Below are 14,753 nucleotides of genomic sequence, written 5' to 3' on the forward strand. Positions count from 1 at the left end.
CCTGACCCGAAGGCTCGTCGGTGACGGTGGTGGTCAACTGAGTTTTATCCAGCGTCGGCCCGAACTTCTCGTTGCCACCGGAGACAGTTTCCAGCTTATTGACCAGCGAAGGCTGACCACCGTTGTACACATCGTCGTGGGCGACCACGGTTGCGGAACCGCTGGTGCTGTTGGCCGGAACGGTAATGATGGTGCCGTCAGTCAACTTGAAGGTCAGCGCATCGTGGTTATCGATGGCGATCCCGTCTTTGTTGGCCAGGGTCACGGTGTACGTGATCTGGCCACCTTCGGCCACGGTGGATTTATCCACGGTGAGGGTCGCAACCACTTCGCTGACGGAGGCCGTCGGGTAAACCGTGACCGGGATCGTCGCGGTACTTGGCGCCGAACCGCCGAGGGTCTCGGTGGACGTTGAGGTCACGGTCAGGTTGAACTGGCCGTTGTAGTTCGCCGACGGGGTCACGGTCAGGGTGCCGAGGTTCCAGCCAGTGACGTTGGCTTCGCCGGAGGTCGCGGTCGCGGTGAAGGTGTGGCCGGCGCCATCGGTGAGGACCGAGCCGGCCGGAATGCCGCTGATCTTCACGCTGAGGGTTTCGGAGCCGTCGGTGTCGGTCAGTGCCGTGTTGATGGCGGACAGGTGAACGCTGGTCCCCTGCGCGCCTTCGTTGAGTTTGTAGCCGTCGTAGTAGCCTTCACCCTTGCTGCCGTGCAGGTCGGAAACCGTCACGCCGGCATGGGTAAGGTCGGTAACACCGGTGTAGAGCGGCACGCCAGCGCTGCTCAGGTCGATCGCCGGACTGCCGTTGACCGACAGGTTGACGTCGTAGTTGCCCGGGCCATTCTGGTTATGGTGGTAGATGTCCAGCGTGTAGTAGCCACTGGCAGACGGTGTGAACGAACCGTTCAGGTTGGCCCCGGCGCCCCATGTAGTGGCCGCGATGTTCTTGCCACCAATGGTCACCAGCAGGCTGTCATCGCCAGTGCCGCTGAAGGTGTAGGTCTTACCGGCTTCGAGATAGATCAGGCCGGAAGTTTTCGACGCCGTGCCTTGGGCCACATCACCGCCGGATTGCACGTTACTGACGGTGCTGCTGGAATTCGGTGTGCCTGCAGCATCGATGACACTTTTCAGCGTGCCCGTAGCCGCGCCGCTGCCATCGGTGCCGAGGCCCGACAGGCCGGTCCAGACCTCTTTGATCAACCCCGTCGAGGCAACGTTGTTGCCGGTGACGTTCAGCGTTGGTGCGTCAGCCACCGGGGTGATGTCGACTTTCAAGGTCGCTTCAGTGCCCTGGTTGAAGCCGTCGGTAGGTTTGAACTGAATCTGCGCGTAGTCCAACGCCTTGTTGCCAACGCTGGTACCGCCATAACCGTCGGCGCCTGATTCATTGGCGGCGGGTACAAAGGTCAGTTTGCCCAGCGCGATATCCGCCTGGCTGATGGTCTGGCCCAAGATGACCTGCACGCCATTGAACAGCAGGGTGCCACCGCCCGATACCTGAGTGATGGTGATGCCGAGCGGGCTGTCGTTATCGACGTCGGTGACCTTGAAATCGTTCCAGCTCAGGGTGATGGTCGAGTCTTCGAGGCCGGTGACAGCGCCACCGATGGACACTGGCGCGTGGTCGTTGTCGAGGAGGGTGACGCTGGTCTTGTCGGTACTCAGTACCAGGTTTTCGAAGGTGTTGGTGCCCGAAACGCCCGTTAGTTGATTGACCACTGTCACCGGCTGGTTGATGACGTGGTTGTCCTGGGTGGTCACCACGGTGTTGCCGCTGGTTTGGTTGGCCGCCACTTTGACCACGGTGCCGTCAGTCAAAGTAAAGGTCAGGTCACCGTGATTATTGACCGGCAAGCCATCGGCGTTGGTCAGGGTCACGGTGTAAGTGATCTTGCCGCCTTCGGTGACGCTGGCGTTATCCACCGTCAGCTTGGCGACCACGTCGTTGATGCTGTCAGTGATGTTCGTGGTGACCAGGGACTTGTCCGGCACCAGGCTTTCAAACTTGCCGCCGCTGACTTGGTCGATGCTGGCGGTGACTTTGCCGGCATCCAGGTAGACGTCGTTTTTCGGTGCGTCCACGCTGACGTGGCCAGACACCGCATCCTTGAGGATGGTGATGATCGCGCCGTTGCTCAGCTTCACAGTCATGTCGCTGCCAGCGGCATGGGACAAGGTCGCGGTGTAGACGATCTGCCCGCCTTCCTGCACCGAACCGCTGGCGCTGAGGGTCAGGTTGGTGGTGTCGGCGGTGTCAGTGACTTTGGTGACGACGGCCGAGCGGTCGGTGTCGAGTTTTTCGAAATTGCCGCCAGTGCTGTTCGCGATGGCTGCGCGCACGTCCGGTGCGCCGGTGTAGATGTCATTCGGCACGGTGTACGGCACCGAACCGCTGGATTCGCCGGCCTTGATGTTGATCACCAGGCCATTGTTCAGCGTCACGGTCATTGCCGTGTCGGCCGGGTGGCTCAGGGTGGCGGTGTAGATGATCTGGCCACCTTCGCCGACGGTGCTCACGTCTGCGCTGAGCTTCAGCGTCGTGGTGTCGATGGTGTCATTGACGGTGGTGGTGTGCGTGGTCTGGCTGACGTCGAGCTTCTCGAAATTGCCGCCGCTGGTGCTGGCGATGCCGACGGTGATCTTGCTGCCGTCCTTGTAGACGTCATCGCCCGGCGCCGAAACGGTGATGGAACCCGACTTGTCGCCAGCCTTGACCACGACGCTCTCGCCGTTGCTCAACTTGACCGTCATGTCAGTGCCGGCGGCGTTGCTGAGGTTGACGGTATAGGTGATGGTGCCGCCCTCGACCACATAGTTGCTGGCGGTCATGGTCACCTTGGTGGTGTCCACGGTATCGCTGATGGCGGTCGAGGTCGGGGTTTTGTCGGCGACCAGATTCTCGTAGTTGCCACCGGTCACTTTGGTAATGGCGTTGGTCAATGGATCGTGGCCGACCAGCACATCGTTCGGGGCTTTGACGGTGATCGAGGCACTGCTTTCACCGACCGCGATAGTGATTTTTTCACCGTTGGCCAAAGTGACGACCACGGCCTGGCCAGTGACCGGCGCAGTGACGGACGCGGTGTACACGACGTTGCCGCCTTCGGCCGTGTGCGCCGTGGCGGTCAGGGATACGGTGCTGTTGTTGATGGTGTCGGTCACGTCGGTGACGGCTGGTGTCTTGTCGACCACCAGGTTTTCGAAGTTGCCCCCGGTGGTTTTGGTGATGCTGGCGTCGACTTTGCCGGCGTCCTTGTATACATCATCCTTGGGCGCGGCGAAATTCACCGAGCCGGTGGTGGCGCCCTTCGCAATGTTGATCACGGCGCCGTTGCTGAGCGTCACACTCATAGCGGAACCCGCGGCATTCGTCAGGGTCGCGGTGTAGATAATCGAGCCGCCCTCGGCGACCGAACCGGTGGCGCTCAGTGTCAGGCCGGTGGTGTCTTTCGTATCGGCAACGGTGGTGACCGCTGGCGCGTAATTGACCGCGACGTTTTCGAAGTTGCCACCGCTTTGGCCGACAATGATCGCCGCGACTTTGCCGCCATCGACGTACGGCGTGTCAGCCGGTGCAGCGACGATGACCGAACCGCTGGCAGCGCCAGCGGCGATCTGTATGACCGCGCCGTTGCTCAACTTCACGGTCATGGCCGTGTCTGTCGGATTGCTCAGGGTTGCGGTGTAAGTGATCTGGCCACCTTCGCTGACGGTGTGGCTCGCCGACAGCGACAGCGACGTCGTGTTGATGGTGTCAAGGACGATGGTCGTGACGGACCCCTTGCTGACGTCGAGCTTCTCGAAGTTGCCGCCGCTGGCGTCGGTCACCTTCACGGTGAGCAAGGCCGGGTCCCTGTAGACATCGTCGGCAGGCGCCGCGATGGTCACCGAGCCTTTGGTCTGGCCGGCGGCAATGGTGATGGTCTCGCCGTTGCTCAGCTTGATGGTCACCGGGGTTTGCGCGGCATTGGTCAGGGTGGCGGTGTAGGTGATGTGCGAGCCTTCGAGCACCGCTATGTCAGCACTGAGGGTCAGGCGTGTGGTGTTGGTGGTATCAGCCACGTTGGTCACGGCCGGGGCCGGATCCTTGACCAGGTTTTCGAAGTTGCCACCCGCGGCATCCTTGATGGTGACTTCCACTTTGCCAGCGTCTTTATAGACGTCATCTTTCGGCGCATCGACCTTCACGGTGCCGGTGGTTTTACCGGCATCGATGGTGATGGTCGCGCCGTTGCTCAAAGTCACGGTCACTGGCGTGCCGGCAGGGTTGGTCAGGGTCGCGGTGTATACAATCGAGCCACCCTCGTTGACGTTGCCGGTAGCGGTCAGCGATACGGTGGTGGTGTCGATGGTGTCGGTCACGCTGGTGCTGACCGGTGTCTTGTCGGCGACCAGATTTTCGTAATTGCCACCGCTGACGTTGGTGATCGAGTTGGTGACCGGTGCGTGACCATTGACCACATCGTTCGAGACCACGGCATTGACGGTGCCGCTGCTTTTACCAATGTCGATGGTGATGGTCTGACCGTTGGCCAGGGTCACGATCACGGGCGAACCGGTGACCGGAGCACCGACCGATGCGGTGTAAACCACAGTTCCGCCCTCGGCCACGCTGCTGGTGGCGGTCAGGGTGACGGTCGAAGTGTCGAGGGTGTCGGTGACGCTGGTGACCGCGGCCGCCGGGTCTTTGACCAGATTTTCGAAGTTGCCGCCGGTGGCGTCCTTGATGGTCACTTCGACTTTGCCAGCGTCTTTGTAGACATCATCAGCTGGCGCCGGGACGCTCACGCTGCCCGTGGTCGCGCCCGCTGCGATGGTAATGACCGCGCCGTTGTTCAAGGTCACGGTGACTGGCGTGCCGGCCGGATTGGTCAGGGTCGCGGTGTACAGAATCTGGCCGCCTTCGGCCACTTCGGAGGACGCCGACAGGCTGAGGCCTGTGTCGTCCCTGGAGTCGGTGATGGTGGTCACGGCCGGTGTCGTACTCGACACCAGGTTCTCGAAGTTGCCGCCCGTGGCGCCGGTAATCGTGGTGGTGACGGTGCTGCCATTGTTATAGACGTCGTTGGCGGCGGTAGGCACGTTGACAGTGCCCGTGGTGTTGCCGGCGTCGATGGTGATGGTCGAGCCGTTGGACAGGGTGATGGTCACCGGGGTCTGAGCCGGGTTGGTCAGGGTCGCGGTGTACGTGATCACGCCGCCTTCGGTCACGCTGGCGGCAGCGCTCAGGGTGACGGTGGTGGTGTCGACGGTGTCGGTGACCTGGGTCACGGCTGGCGTTGTCGGCGGGGTGACGATGATGCCGTTGCCGCCTGTGGTGCCGGTAACGGTCACGTCGATCCGGGTCGGGTCGTTATAAACGGTGTCGTTCGGCGCGAATGGCACGTTGACGGTGCCCGTCAATTGGCCGGCCGGGATGACGATCACTGCGCCGTTGGACAAGGTGATGGTCAGGTCGGTCAGCGGCGCCTGGGTCAGGGTCGCGGTGTAAACCAGTACGCCGCCGGCCTCGGTGATGGTCGGCGTGGCGCTCAGGCTCAGGGTCGACTCACGTTGCAGGTTCGGGTTGGTGTCGGCTGTCTGGCCGCCGAAGGTGTCCTGTGCAGCCAAAGCCGCGGTGCCAAAGCCTGCGGTCGGGAAACCAATGGTCGGGTCCACCCGGCCAGCGGTTGCATCCAGCATCACGAAACTGTGGCCCCCACCTGCCGCGCCGCCCGTGCCGGCAGCGGTAGGGCCGGCGGCGGTGGCTTCGAGGTCGGTGGTCGGGTCGGCACCGGCCACGATGGCTTGTTGCAGTTCGTCAACCGACGGTGCGGCTTGAGCGGTCGCTTGCGCAAGGTCGGCGCCGGAGTCTGGCTGGCTGCCGCTCCACTGGGTATCGCGGCCCAGGTCCAGGGTCCGGCCATCAGCCAGTTCGAGCGTTACGGCACCCGATGCGCCAGTGTCTATCTGATCGCCAACCAACAGCCGATCGCCTTCAACGAGTACACGACGGACGCCCTCAGGGGACACCGCGAAAACTTGACCAACAATGCTTTTGACGATGGCAACAACACTGCTCATTGAAGACTCTCCGGGTAACGCATTCAGTTGACTTCCATGACCTGCCGGCTCTTTTGCCTGACCAGTCCTGGCGTACATTGAAACAGGGTAGACGCAACTTTGACGCGGCTATTCGTCAATAAACCGTCTATGTTTTTTCGCTATTAACTATATGCCAAACTATTGACCTTGCAGTTGTCATCCTAAACACTCGACCCCGTAATGTCACATTGATATTTGCCTGCGGAGTTGTCCTGCCGAGTGTGATCCAGTTCGAACTTTAAACTTTCCGACATACGGTCGCGCCAGATGCCATCATCCGCCGCGGCCGTGCGTTGTGAGGTGATTCACGACAAGTAATTGCGGGAATTCGAACCGTCCGTCTGCAACTGTTCAAGGCTTTACCCTTTGCTCTAGCCGCCACGTTTGTTGAGGCACAGCCATTGCGCAGACCATGCAACAGGCGCTGGATGTCCATTCGGAAATCCAGGCAGGTGTTAATAGTCGATTAGCCGCGGATTATCAGTTAAAGGCGGTTAAAGGGGGATACCTTCCACGGGTTGACCTGCTGGGCGGTTATGTTCGTGACGACAGTGACAACGTCACTACGCGAGAGGCTTCAAATAATAGTCGTTGGGAGACACTGAACCGTAGCGAGTCGAATTTGCGTTTGTCACAAAAGGTTTTCGACGGCTTTTCGACGTCCAGTGAAGTGGGGCGTCAATAATCCGCGGAGATCAAAAACATTCATTTATTTACTCAATACCGAATCAAGGCGACCATGGGCAAGTTGCTCAAGGGCCAGGGAGTGGTCGCACTGTTGGCCGCCATTGTGCGGAACAACGTGAAGCCGCAGGTTCAGCTCCCCGGGATGAATTGAGTCCTCCCTTTTTACCGTTAGCCAAGAGTGTCGAGCGTGGAATCAGAAGTCAGTCGAGTCGAACTCATCCATGATCCACGCACGCTGCATGACGATCCGTTACTGGATGGCTTGCTAGCCCTCTGCACTCTGCATCAGAAGCCGGCCAGCGCCGCGATGTTGACCACCGGCCTGCCGTTGCCCAAGCAACACCTGAGCGTCGAATTGCTGCCCCGCGCAGCCGCGCGCGCCGGCCTGCAAGGGCGGGTGTTGCAACGCAAGCTTGAGCAGATCCCGGCGATCGCGATGCCGGCGTTGCTGTTACTCAAGGAGGGTCGCAGCGCCGTTCTCCTCGGCTGGCAGGGTGACGATCAGGCTCGCGTGTTGCTCAGCGAAAGCGATGGTGGCGAAAGTGTTGTCAGCCGCCAATTGCTGGCCGACGACTACACCGGCAAAGTGTTTTTCGCCCAACCCCAGCATAAATTCGACGTCAATCACGGCACGCTGATCCCGCGCGCGCGCTCGTGGTTTCGCGACACCCTCAAGCGCTCGCGCTGGCTGTACGCCGACGCCATCGCCGCGAGTTTCCTGATCAACATCATCGCCATGGCCGCGCCGCTGTTCGTGATGAACGTCTACGACCGCGTTGTACCGAACCAGGCCGAATCGACCCTGTGGGTCTTGGCCATCGGCATCACTGGCGCTTATTTGTTCGACCTGATCCTCAAAAGCTTGCGCAGCCTGTGCCTGGACCTGGCCGGTAAAAAAACCGACCTGATCATCTCCGCCACGTTGTTCGAACGCATCGTCGGTATGGCCATGAAATACCGACCGGCCCGGGTCGGCAGCTTCGCCCAGAACATCCATGAGTTTCAGAGCCTGCGCGACTTCCTCGCCTCGTTGACACTGACCAGCCTGATCGATCTGCCGTTTACGCTGCTGATCTTCATGGTCATTGCCATTCTCGGCGGGCACCTGGTGTGGATTCCGGTGCTGGCATTCCCGATTGCCTTGTTGATCGGTTATGCCCTGCAGAAACCGCTGGTGGCGACCATGGAACGAACCATGGCCCTGGGCGCCGAGCGGCAATCGAGCCTGATCGAAACCCTTGCCGGCCTTGACGCGGTGAAGGTCAACAACGCCGAAAGCGAACGCCAGTATCAGTGGGAGCAGACCATCGGCACCCTCAGTCGCCTCGAACTGCGGGTGAAAATGCTCTCCGGCCTGGCGATGAACATCACCTTGCTGATCCAGCAACTGGCCGGGGTGATCATGATCGTCTTCGGCGTGTACCAGATCATCGCCGGCAACCTGAGCATGGGCGGCCTGATTGCCTGCTACATGCTCAGCGGTCGCGCCCTCAGCCCGCTGGCTTCGTTGTCCGGCCTGCTGACCCGTTACCAGCAGGCGCGAGTGACCATGACCTCGGTCGATCAAATGATGGAGCTGCCGCAAGAGCGCAACTTCGAAGAGCGCCCACTGAGCCGCAAGACACTGCAAGGTGCCATCGAGTGCCGGCAGTTGAATTTCACCTACCCGGGCCAGCAGAACCTGGCGCTGAAAAACATCAACCTGACCATCAAACCGGGCGAGAAGATTGGCATCATCGGGCGCAGCGGTTCGGGCAAAAGCTCTCTGGCCAAACTGGTGGTTGGGCTGTATCAGCCGGACGACGGCGCGCTGTTGGTGGATGGCGTCGATATCCGGCAGATCGACGTGAGCGAATTGCGCCACAACATCGGCTACGTGGCCCAGGACATCCAATTGCTGGCAGGCACCTTGCGCGACAACCTGGTGTCGGGCGCACGTTATGTCGAAGACGAATTGGTCCTGCAAGCCGCCGAACTGGCAGGCGTGCATGAGTTCGCTCGCCTGCACCCGCAAGGCTATGAACTGCAAGTCGGTGAGCGTGGGCAGAACCTGTCCGGCGGTCAGCGCCAGAACGTTGCGCTGGCCCGCGCATTGCTGCTCGACCCGCCGGTGCTGCTGCTCGACGAACCCACTAGCGCCATGGATAACACCGGCGAAGAACGCCTCAAACAACGCCTCGCGGCGGTGATTGAAAGCAAGACCGTGGTGCTGGTCACGCACAGGGCGTCACTGTTGTCGTTGGTGGACCGCCTGATCGTTATCGACCGTGGACAGATTCTCGCCGATGGCCCGAAAGCCGCCGTGATGGAAGCGTTGAAGAAGGGGCAGATCAGTGTTGCTTAAGACGGGTTTCAAGGATTCTATCGGTCGTTACTTCAAAGGCTCCGAGTCGCTGCATGAGCAGCCATTGCCCGAGGTTAAAAAAGCCCTGATCGAAGACGCGCCGCGTGTGGTGCGGCTGACGATCTGGGCGATCATCGCCTTCTTCGTGTTCCTGATGCTCTGGGCCAATTACGCCGTGATCGATGAGGTCACCAAGGGCGACGGCAAGGCGATTCCTTCGTCCAAGATCCAGAAAATCCAGAACCTTGAAGGCGGTATCGTCTCCGAACTGTTCGTCAAGGAAGGGCAGATCGTTGAGGCGGGTGCGCCGCTTCTTCGCCTGGACGACACGCGCTTTGCCTCCAATGTCGGTGAAACCGAAGCGGATCGCTTGTCGATGTTGCTGCGGGTGGAGCGCTTGAGCGCGGAAGTCGACGACCGACCGCTGAATTTTCCGGCCGATGTGCTCAAAGCCGTACCCGGTCAGGCCGCCAGTGAAGAGTCGCTGTACACCAGCCGTCGCCAGCAACTGCACGATGAAATCGGTGGTTTGCAGGAGCAGTTGATCCAGCGTCAGCAAGAGCTGCGCGAGTTCACCTCCAAGCAGTCGCAGTACCGAAATGGTCTGGCGTTGCAACGTCAGGAAATCAGCATGTCCGAGCCGCTGGTGGCCCAGGGCGCGGTGTCGCCGGTCGAGGTGTTGCGACTCAAGCGCGCCGAAGTCGAAACCCGCGGGCAACTGGACGCCACGACGCTGGCCATTCCTCGCGCCGAATCGGCGATCAAGGAAGTGCAGCGCAAGATCGACGAGACGCGCGGCAAATTCCGCAGTGAAGCCCTGACCCAACTCAACGAAGCGCGCACCGATCTGAACAAGGCCCAGGCCACCGGCAAAGCGCTGGAAGACCGGGTCAGCCGGACGCTGGTGACATCGCCGGTGCGCGGCATCGTCAACAAGTTGCTGGTGAACACCATTGGCGGCGTGATCCAGCCGGGCAGCGACCTGGTGGAAATCGTGCCGCTGGACGACACCTTGCTGGTCGAGGCAAAAATCCGCCCGCAAGACATCGCCTTCCTGCACCCGGGGCAAGAGGCGACGGTGAAGTTCACGGCGTACGACTACACCATTTATGGTGGGCTCAAAGCCAAGCTCGAACAGATCGGTGCCGACACCATCACCGATGAAGACAAGAAAACCACGTACTACATCATCAAGCTGCGCACCGATCGCAGCCACTTGGGGACAGATGAAAAGCCGCTGTTGATCATTCCAGGGATGGTGGCGTCGGTGGATATCATCACCGGCAAGAAGTCGGTGCTCAGCTATTTGCTCAAGCCGATCATTCGGGCGCGGGCTGAGGCGCTGCACGAGCGGTAGTTCCCGGTTGTGGCTGCCGGCCTCATCGCGAGCAAGCTCGGCTCCTACAGGGATCGCGTTATGATCGTTCCCACGCTCTGCGTGGGAATGCCGCCGGTAATTCCTGTAGGAGCCGAGCTTGCTCGCGATGGCGGCGCCAAGGACAACACACCTCAAAAGCCATATCGTTATTCGCTAACGGTATTTAAATTTCAATTCTTATATCTATAAAGTCACTCTCCTGCGTACCTGCCGACCAATCGGCGCGCCGCACGACACGAACCAACACGGGACCTCCGTGAGTTTCTTGATCGACGTGCGCGCCCTTGAGCGTGCCGTGCGTGGGAGTGATTTTTATGTCAGCCGTCTCTTTCTCTTCAGGGCATGCCGCTCAAGGCATCGCGCCACAAACCTTCGACATCCGCCCGTTCAGTGGCGCTGTCGGTGCCGAAATTATCGGTCTCGACCTGTCTCGCCCGATCAATGACCAGGACTTCGCCCGCATCCACCGCGCGCACCTGGATCATCACGTCGTGGTGTTCCGCGAACAGCGCATTACCCCCGAGCAGCAAATCGCCTTCAGTCGTCGTTTTGGTGTGTTGCAGATTCACGTGCTCAAACAATTCCTGCTGGCCGGGCATCCGGAAATCCTCATCGTTTCCAACATCATCGAAAACGGCCAATCCATCGGTCTCGGCGACGCTGGCAAGTTCTGGCACTCCGACCTTTCCTACAAAGAACTGCCCAGCCTGGGTTCGATGCTGCACGCACAGGAGCTGCCGTCCGAGGGCGGCGACACCTTGTTCGCCGATATGCACAACGCCTGGGACAACCTGCCGCAAGCCTTGCGCAATGCGGTTGAAGGCCGCTCGGCGGCGCACTCCTACACGGCGCGCTACAGCGAGACCAAATTCGAAGGCAACTGGCGTCCGACATTGACGCCCGAGCAACTGGCTCAGGTCGCCGAAGTGGTTCACCCGATTGTGCGCACCCATCCGGAAAACGGCCGCAAGGCGTTATTTGTCAGCGAAGGGTTCACCACCCGCATCGTCGGTTTGCCGGATGACGAGAGCCAGCAACTGCTCGACGAACTCTACGCCCACAGCGTGTTGCCGCAAAACATCTACCGCCATCAGTGGCAGCCCCACGACCTGGTGTTTTGGGACAACCGCTCGCTGATTCACCTTGCCGCCGGATGCCCAAGCCATCTGCGCCGCAAGCTGTATCGCACCACCATCCAGGGCGACGCGCCTTTCTGATTTGTCGGAGATTTGATCATGTCCAAACGTCTTCCATTTGCACCACTGGCGGCGGCCATTGGCCTGGGGTTCAGCCTGATCGCCGGTAGCCTGGTGGCGCCCACCGCAGCTCACGCCGAAGGTGAAATCCGCATCGCCGAGCAGTTCGGCATCGTCTACCTGTTGCTCAACGTGGTGCGCGATCAGAACCTGATCGAGAAGTACGGCAAGCAGGAAGGCATCGACATCAAGGTCGACTGGACTCAACTGTCCGGCGGCGCGGCGGTCAACGATGCGCTGCTCTCCGGCTCGATTGATATCGCTGGCGCGGGCGTCGGCCCGCTGTTGACCATCTGGGACCGCACCCACGGCAAGCAGAACGTCAAGGCCGTGGCCTCCCTCGGCAACTTCCCTTACTACCTGGTGAGCAACAATCCCAAGGTCAAAACCATCGCCGATTTCACCGAAAAGGACCGCATTGCGGTGCCTGCGGTGGGGGTGTCGGTGCAATCGCGGTTCCTGCAATACGCAGCTGCCAAGCAGTGGGGCGACAAGGAATTCAATCGCCTCGACAAGTACACCATCGCCGTTCCGCACCCGGATGCCACGGCGGCGTTGGTGGCCGGGGGCACCGAGTTGTCCGGGCACTTCTCCAACCCGCCGTTCCAGGATCAGGAGCTGGCCAATCCCAACGTCCACGTGGTGTTGAACTCCTATGACGTGCTCGGCCCGAACTCGCCGACGGTGCTGTTCGCCACCGAGAAATTCCGAGACGAGAACCCGAAAACCTACAAGGCCTTCATTGCCGCGCTGTCTGAAGCGGCTGAATTTGCGCAGAACGATAAAGGCGCGGCCGCCGACACTTACATCCGGGTCACCAACGCGAAAATCGACCGCGCTGCGCTGCTGAAAATCATCGACAACCCACAGTTCGAATTCAGCGTCACACCGAAAAATACCTATCCGTTGGCGGAATTCCTCTACCGCGTCGGCGCGATCAAAAACAAACCGGATTCGTGGAAGGACTACTTCTTCCAGGACACCAAGCCACTGCAAGGGAGCTGATCGAAATGAACGCCCCTTTGCAAGGCCACACGGTCAGCAATCCGGCCACGGCAGCCCAGGCGCTGCTGTCGGTCGACAACGTCAGCCTCGAATACCGCACGCCGCAGCGTGTGGTTCGGGCGACCCATCAAGTCAGTTTTGAAATCGACCCGGCGGACCGCTTCGTATTGCTTGGCCCTTCCGGCTGCGGCAAATCGACGTTGCTCAAAGCGGTCGCCGGGTTCATTGAGCCCTGTGAAGGCGAGATTCGCCTGCAAGGCCAGACCGTCAGCGCACCGGGGCCGGACCGGATCGTGGTGTTCCAGGAATTCGATCAACTGCCACCGTGGAAAACCGTCAAACAGAACGTGATGTTTCCGCTGCTGGCGTCTAAAACCCTGAAGCGCAAAGAGGCTGAAGAACGGGCGCTGCACTACCTCGACAAGGTGGGTCTGGCGGCGTTTGCCGATGCCTATCCGCACACGTTGTCCGGCGGCATGAAAGCGCGCGTGGCGATTGCCCGGGCGCTGGCGATGCAACCGAAAATCCTGCTGATGGACGAACCCTTCGCCGCTCTCGATGCACTGACTCGCCGCAAGATGCAGGAAGAATTGCTGCTGCTCTGGGAGGAGGTGCGCTTCACGTTGCTGTTCGTCACCCACTCCATCGAAGAAGCGCTGGTGGTGGGCAATCGCATTCTGCTGCTGTCGCCACACCCTGGGCGCGTGCGGGCGGAAGTCCACAGCCATCAATACGATTTGCACAGCCTTGGCGGCATGGCTTTCCAGGAATCGGCGCGGCGCATTCATCGGTTGTTGTTCGATGAAGGCCAGTCGCCGGAAACCGCACGCGAGCTGGATTTCGCCGACATTCGCATCGCTTATTGAGCCATTGAGAGGACTGCCCGATGAGCCATTTATCATCTGCGCGTGAAGAGTTTGAAACCGTTTTACAGCCGCTGACAAGCGTACCGCTGGAGCGTGAATTGCCGCTCGGTCAACGCCTGTGGCAGCAGGGCTGGATTCGTAAAAGCCTGATTCTTGTGTTGTTGGCGGTGCTGTGGGAAGTGGTCGCCCGGGTTCAAGGCAACGACCTGTTGCTGCCGAGTTTTGTGCAAACCGCTAGTGCGCTGTACGACGGCTTGCTCAGTGGTGAACTGCTGGGCAAAGTCTGGATTTCGTTGGTGGTGTTGCTCAAGGGGTACCTGATCGGCATCGTCCTGGCGTTCGCGCTGACCACCCTCGCGGTATCGACCCAGTTCGGTCGCGACCTGCTCAGTACATTGACCTCGATGTTCAACCCGCTGCCGGCGATTGCGTTGCTGCCGTTGGCATTGCTGTGGTTCGGCCTGGGGCAGAACAGTCTGATTTTCGTGCTGGTGCATTCGGTGCTTTGGGCCTTGGCCCTGAACACCTATGCCGGGTTTCTCGGCGTCTCGGAAACCTTGCGCATGGCCGGGCGCAATTACGGCCTCAAGGGCATGCGCTTCGTGCTGTTCATCCTGATTCCGGCCGCGCTGCCGTCAATTCTCGCCGGGTTGAAAATCGGCTGGGCGTTTGCATGGCGCACGTTGATCGCCGCAGAACTGGTGTTTGGCGCCACCAGCGGCAAGGGTGGGTTGGGCTGGTACATCTTTCAGAACCGCAATGAGCTGTACACCGACAAGGTCTTTGCCGGGTTGGCGGTGGTGATCCTGATCGGGTTGCTGGTGGAGAACCTGGTGTTCGACACGTTGGAGCGGGTGACGGTGAAGCGGTGGGGGATGCAGCGTTAAGTTTTTCGGTGTCTGGTTTTCCTTTTTCATTCAGATGACCGTGCAGGGCGCATTGCTGGCGACTCAGGAGCAGTTTGTCGAGGACTCGACCGGGGAATCGCTGGACGTTGTTACCGTCGACGAATAACGCAGTACGCACAATTCCAATCCTCAGAAACGAAAAAACCGGCCGAAGCCGGTTTTTTCACCCCAGCTGCCAGAGAACTGAATCTCTGCGTGCGGGGTGAGTAGTGGGCTGACCCTAA

Annotated in this window: 6 protein-coding genes and 3 pseudogenes; 7 read left to right on the forward strand and 2 right to left on the reverse strand. The window is 60.3% G+C overall.

Annotated elements, in window-relative coordinates; translation table 11 throughout:
• Window positions 1-28: 28 nt before the first annotated feature.
• Together C7534_RS33425 and C7534_RS33430 are read right to left on the reverse strand one after the other, a co-directional pair.
• Window positions 29-1,993 (reverse strand): annotated as a pseudogene (locus tag C7534_RS33425) (immunoglobulin-like domain-containing protein); the annotation flags it as partial.
• Window positions 1,967-6,142: pseudogene (locus C7534_RS33430) on the reverse strand (retention module-containing protein); the annotation flags it as partial. The pseudogenes C7534_RS33430 and C7534_RS33425, both read right to left, overlap by 27 nt.
• 269 nt (window positions 6,143-6,411) lie before the next feature.
• Here C7534_RS33430 and C7534_RS30490 point away from each other — a divergent pair.
• From C7534_RS30490 to C7534_RS30520, 7 genes and pseudogenes are all read left to right on the forward strand, one after another.
• Window positions 6,412-6,767, forward strand: a pseudogene (locus C7534_RS30490) (TolC family protein); the annotation flags it as partial.
• 192 nt (window positions 6,768-6,959) lie between these two features.
• Window positions 6,960-9,116, forward strand: a complete 2,157-nt coding sequence (locus C7534_RS30495; protein WP_109788057.1) for a type I secretion system permease/ATPase — start codon at window positions 6,960-6,962, stop codon at window positions 9,114-9,116.
• Window positions 9,106-10,473, forward strand: a complete 1,368-nt coding sequence (locus C7534_RS30500; RefSeq protein WP_046033207.1) for an HlyD family type I secretion periplasmic adaptor subunit — start codon at window positions 9,106-9,108, stop codon at window positions 10,471-10,473. The genes C7534_RS30495 and C7534_RS30500 overlap by 11 nt, the downstream gene beginning before the upstream one ends.
• Before the next feature lie 335 nt (window positions 10,474-10,808).
• Window positions 10,809-11,711 (forward strand): TauD/TfdA dioxygenase family protein, encoded by a 903-nt coding sequence (locus C7534_RS30505; protein WP_109788058.1) that lies wholly within the window; start codon window positions 10,809-10,811, stop codon window positions 11,709-11,711.
• 18 nt (window positions 11,712-11,729) lie between these two features.
• Entirely contained in the window at window positions 11,730-12,755 is a 1,026-nt protein-coding gene (locus tag C7534_RS30510; protein WP_109788059.1) for an ABC transporter substrate-binding protein, read from the forward strand.
• Window positions 12,756-12,760: 5 nt separating this feature from the next.
• Window positions 12,761-13,621, forward strand: coding sequence for an ABC transporter ATP-binding protein (locus tag C7534_RS30515; RefSeq protein ID WP_109788060.1), 861 nt, complete (start codon window positions 12,761-12,763; stop codon window positions 13,619-13,621).
• Between the two features lie 20 nt (window positions 13,622-13,641).
• The gene (locus C7534_RS30520; RefSeq protein ID WP_077430941.1) at window positions 13,642-14,508 is read left to right on the forward strand and encodes an ABC transporter permease; all 867 of its coding nucleotides are present in this window, start codon (window positions 13,642-13,644) and stop codon (window positions 14,506-14,508) included.
• Window positions 14,509-14,753: the final 245 nt, after the last annotated feature.

The sequence above is a fragment of the Pseudomonas sp. OV226 genome (assembly GCF_003148705.1).
GTDB lineage: Bacteria > Pseudomonadota > Gammaproteobacteria > Pseudomonadales > Pseudomonadaceae > Aquipseudomonas.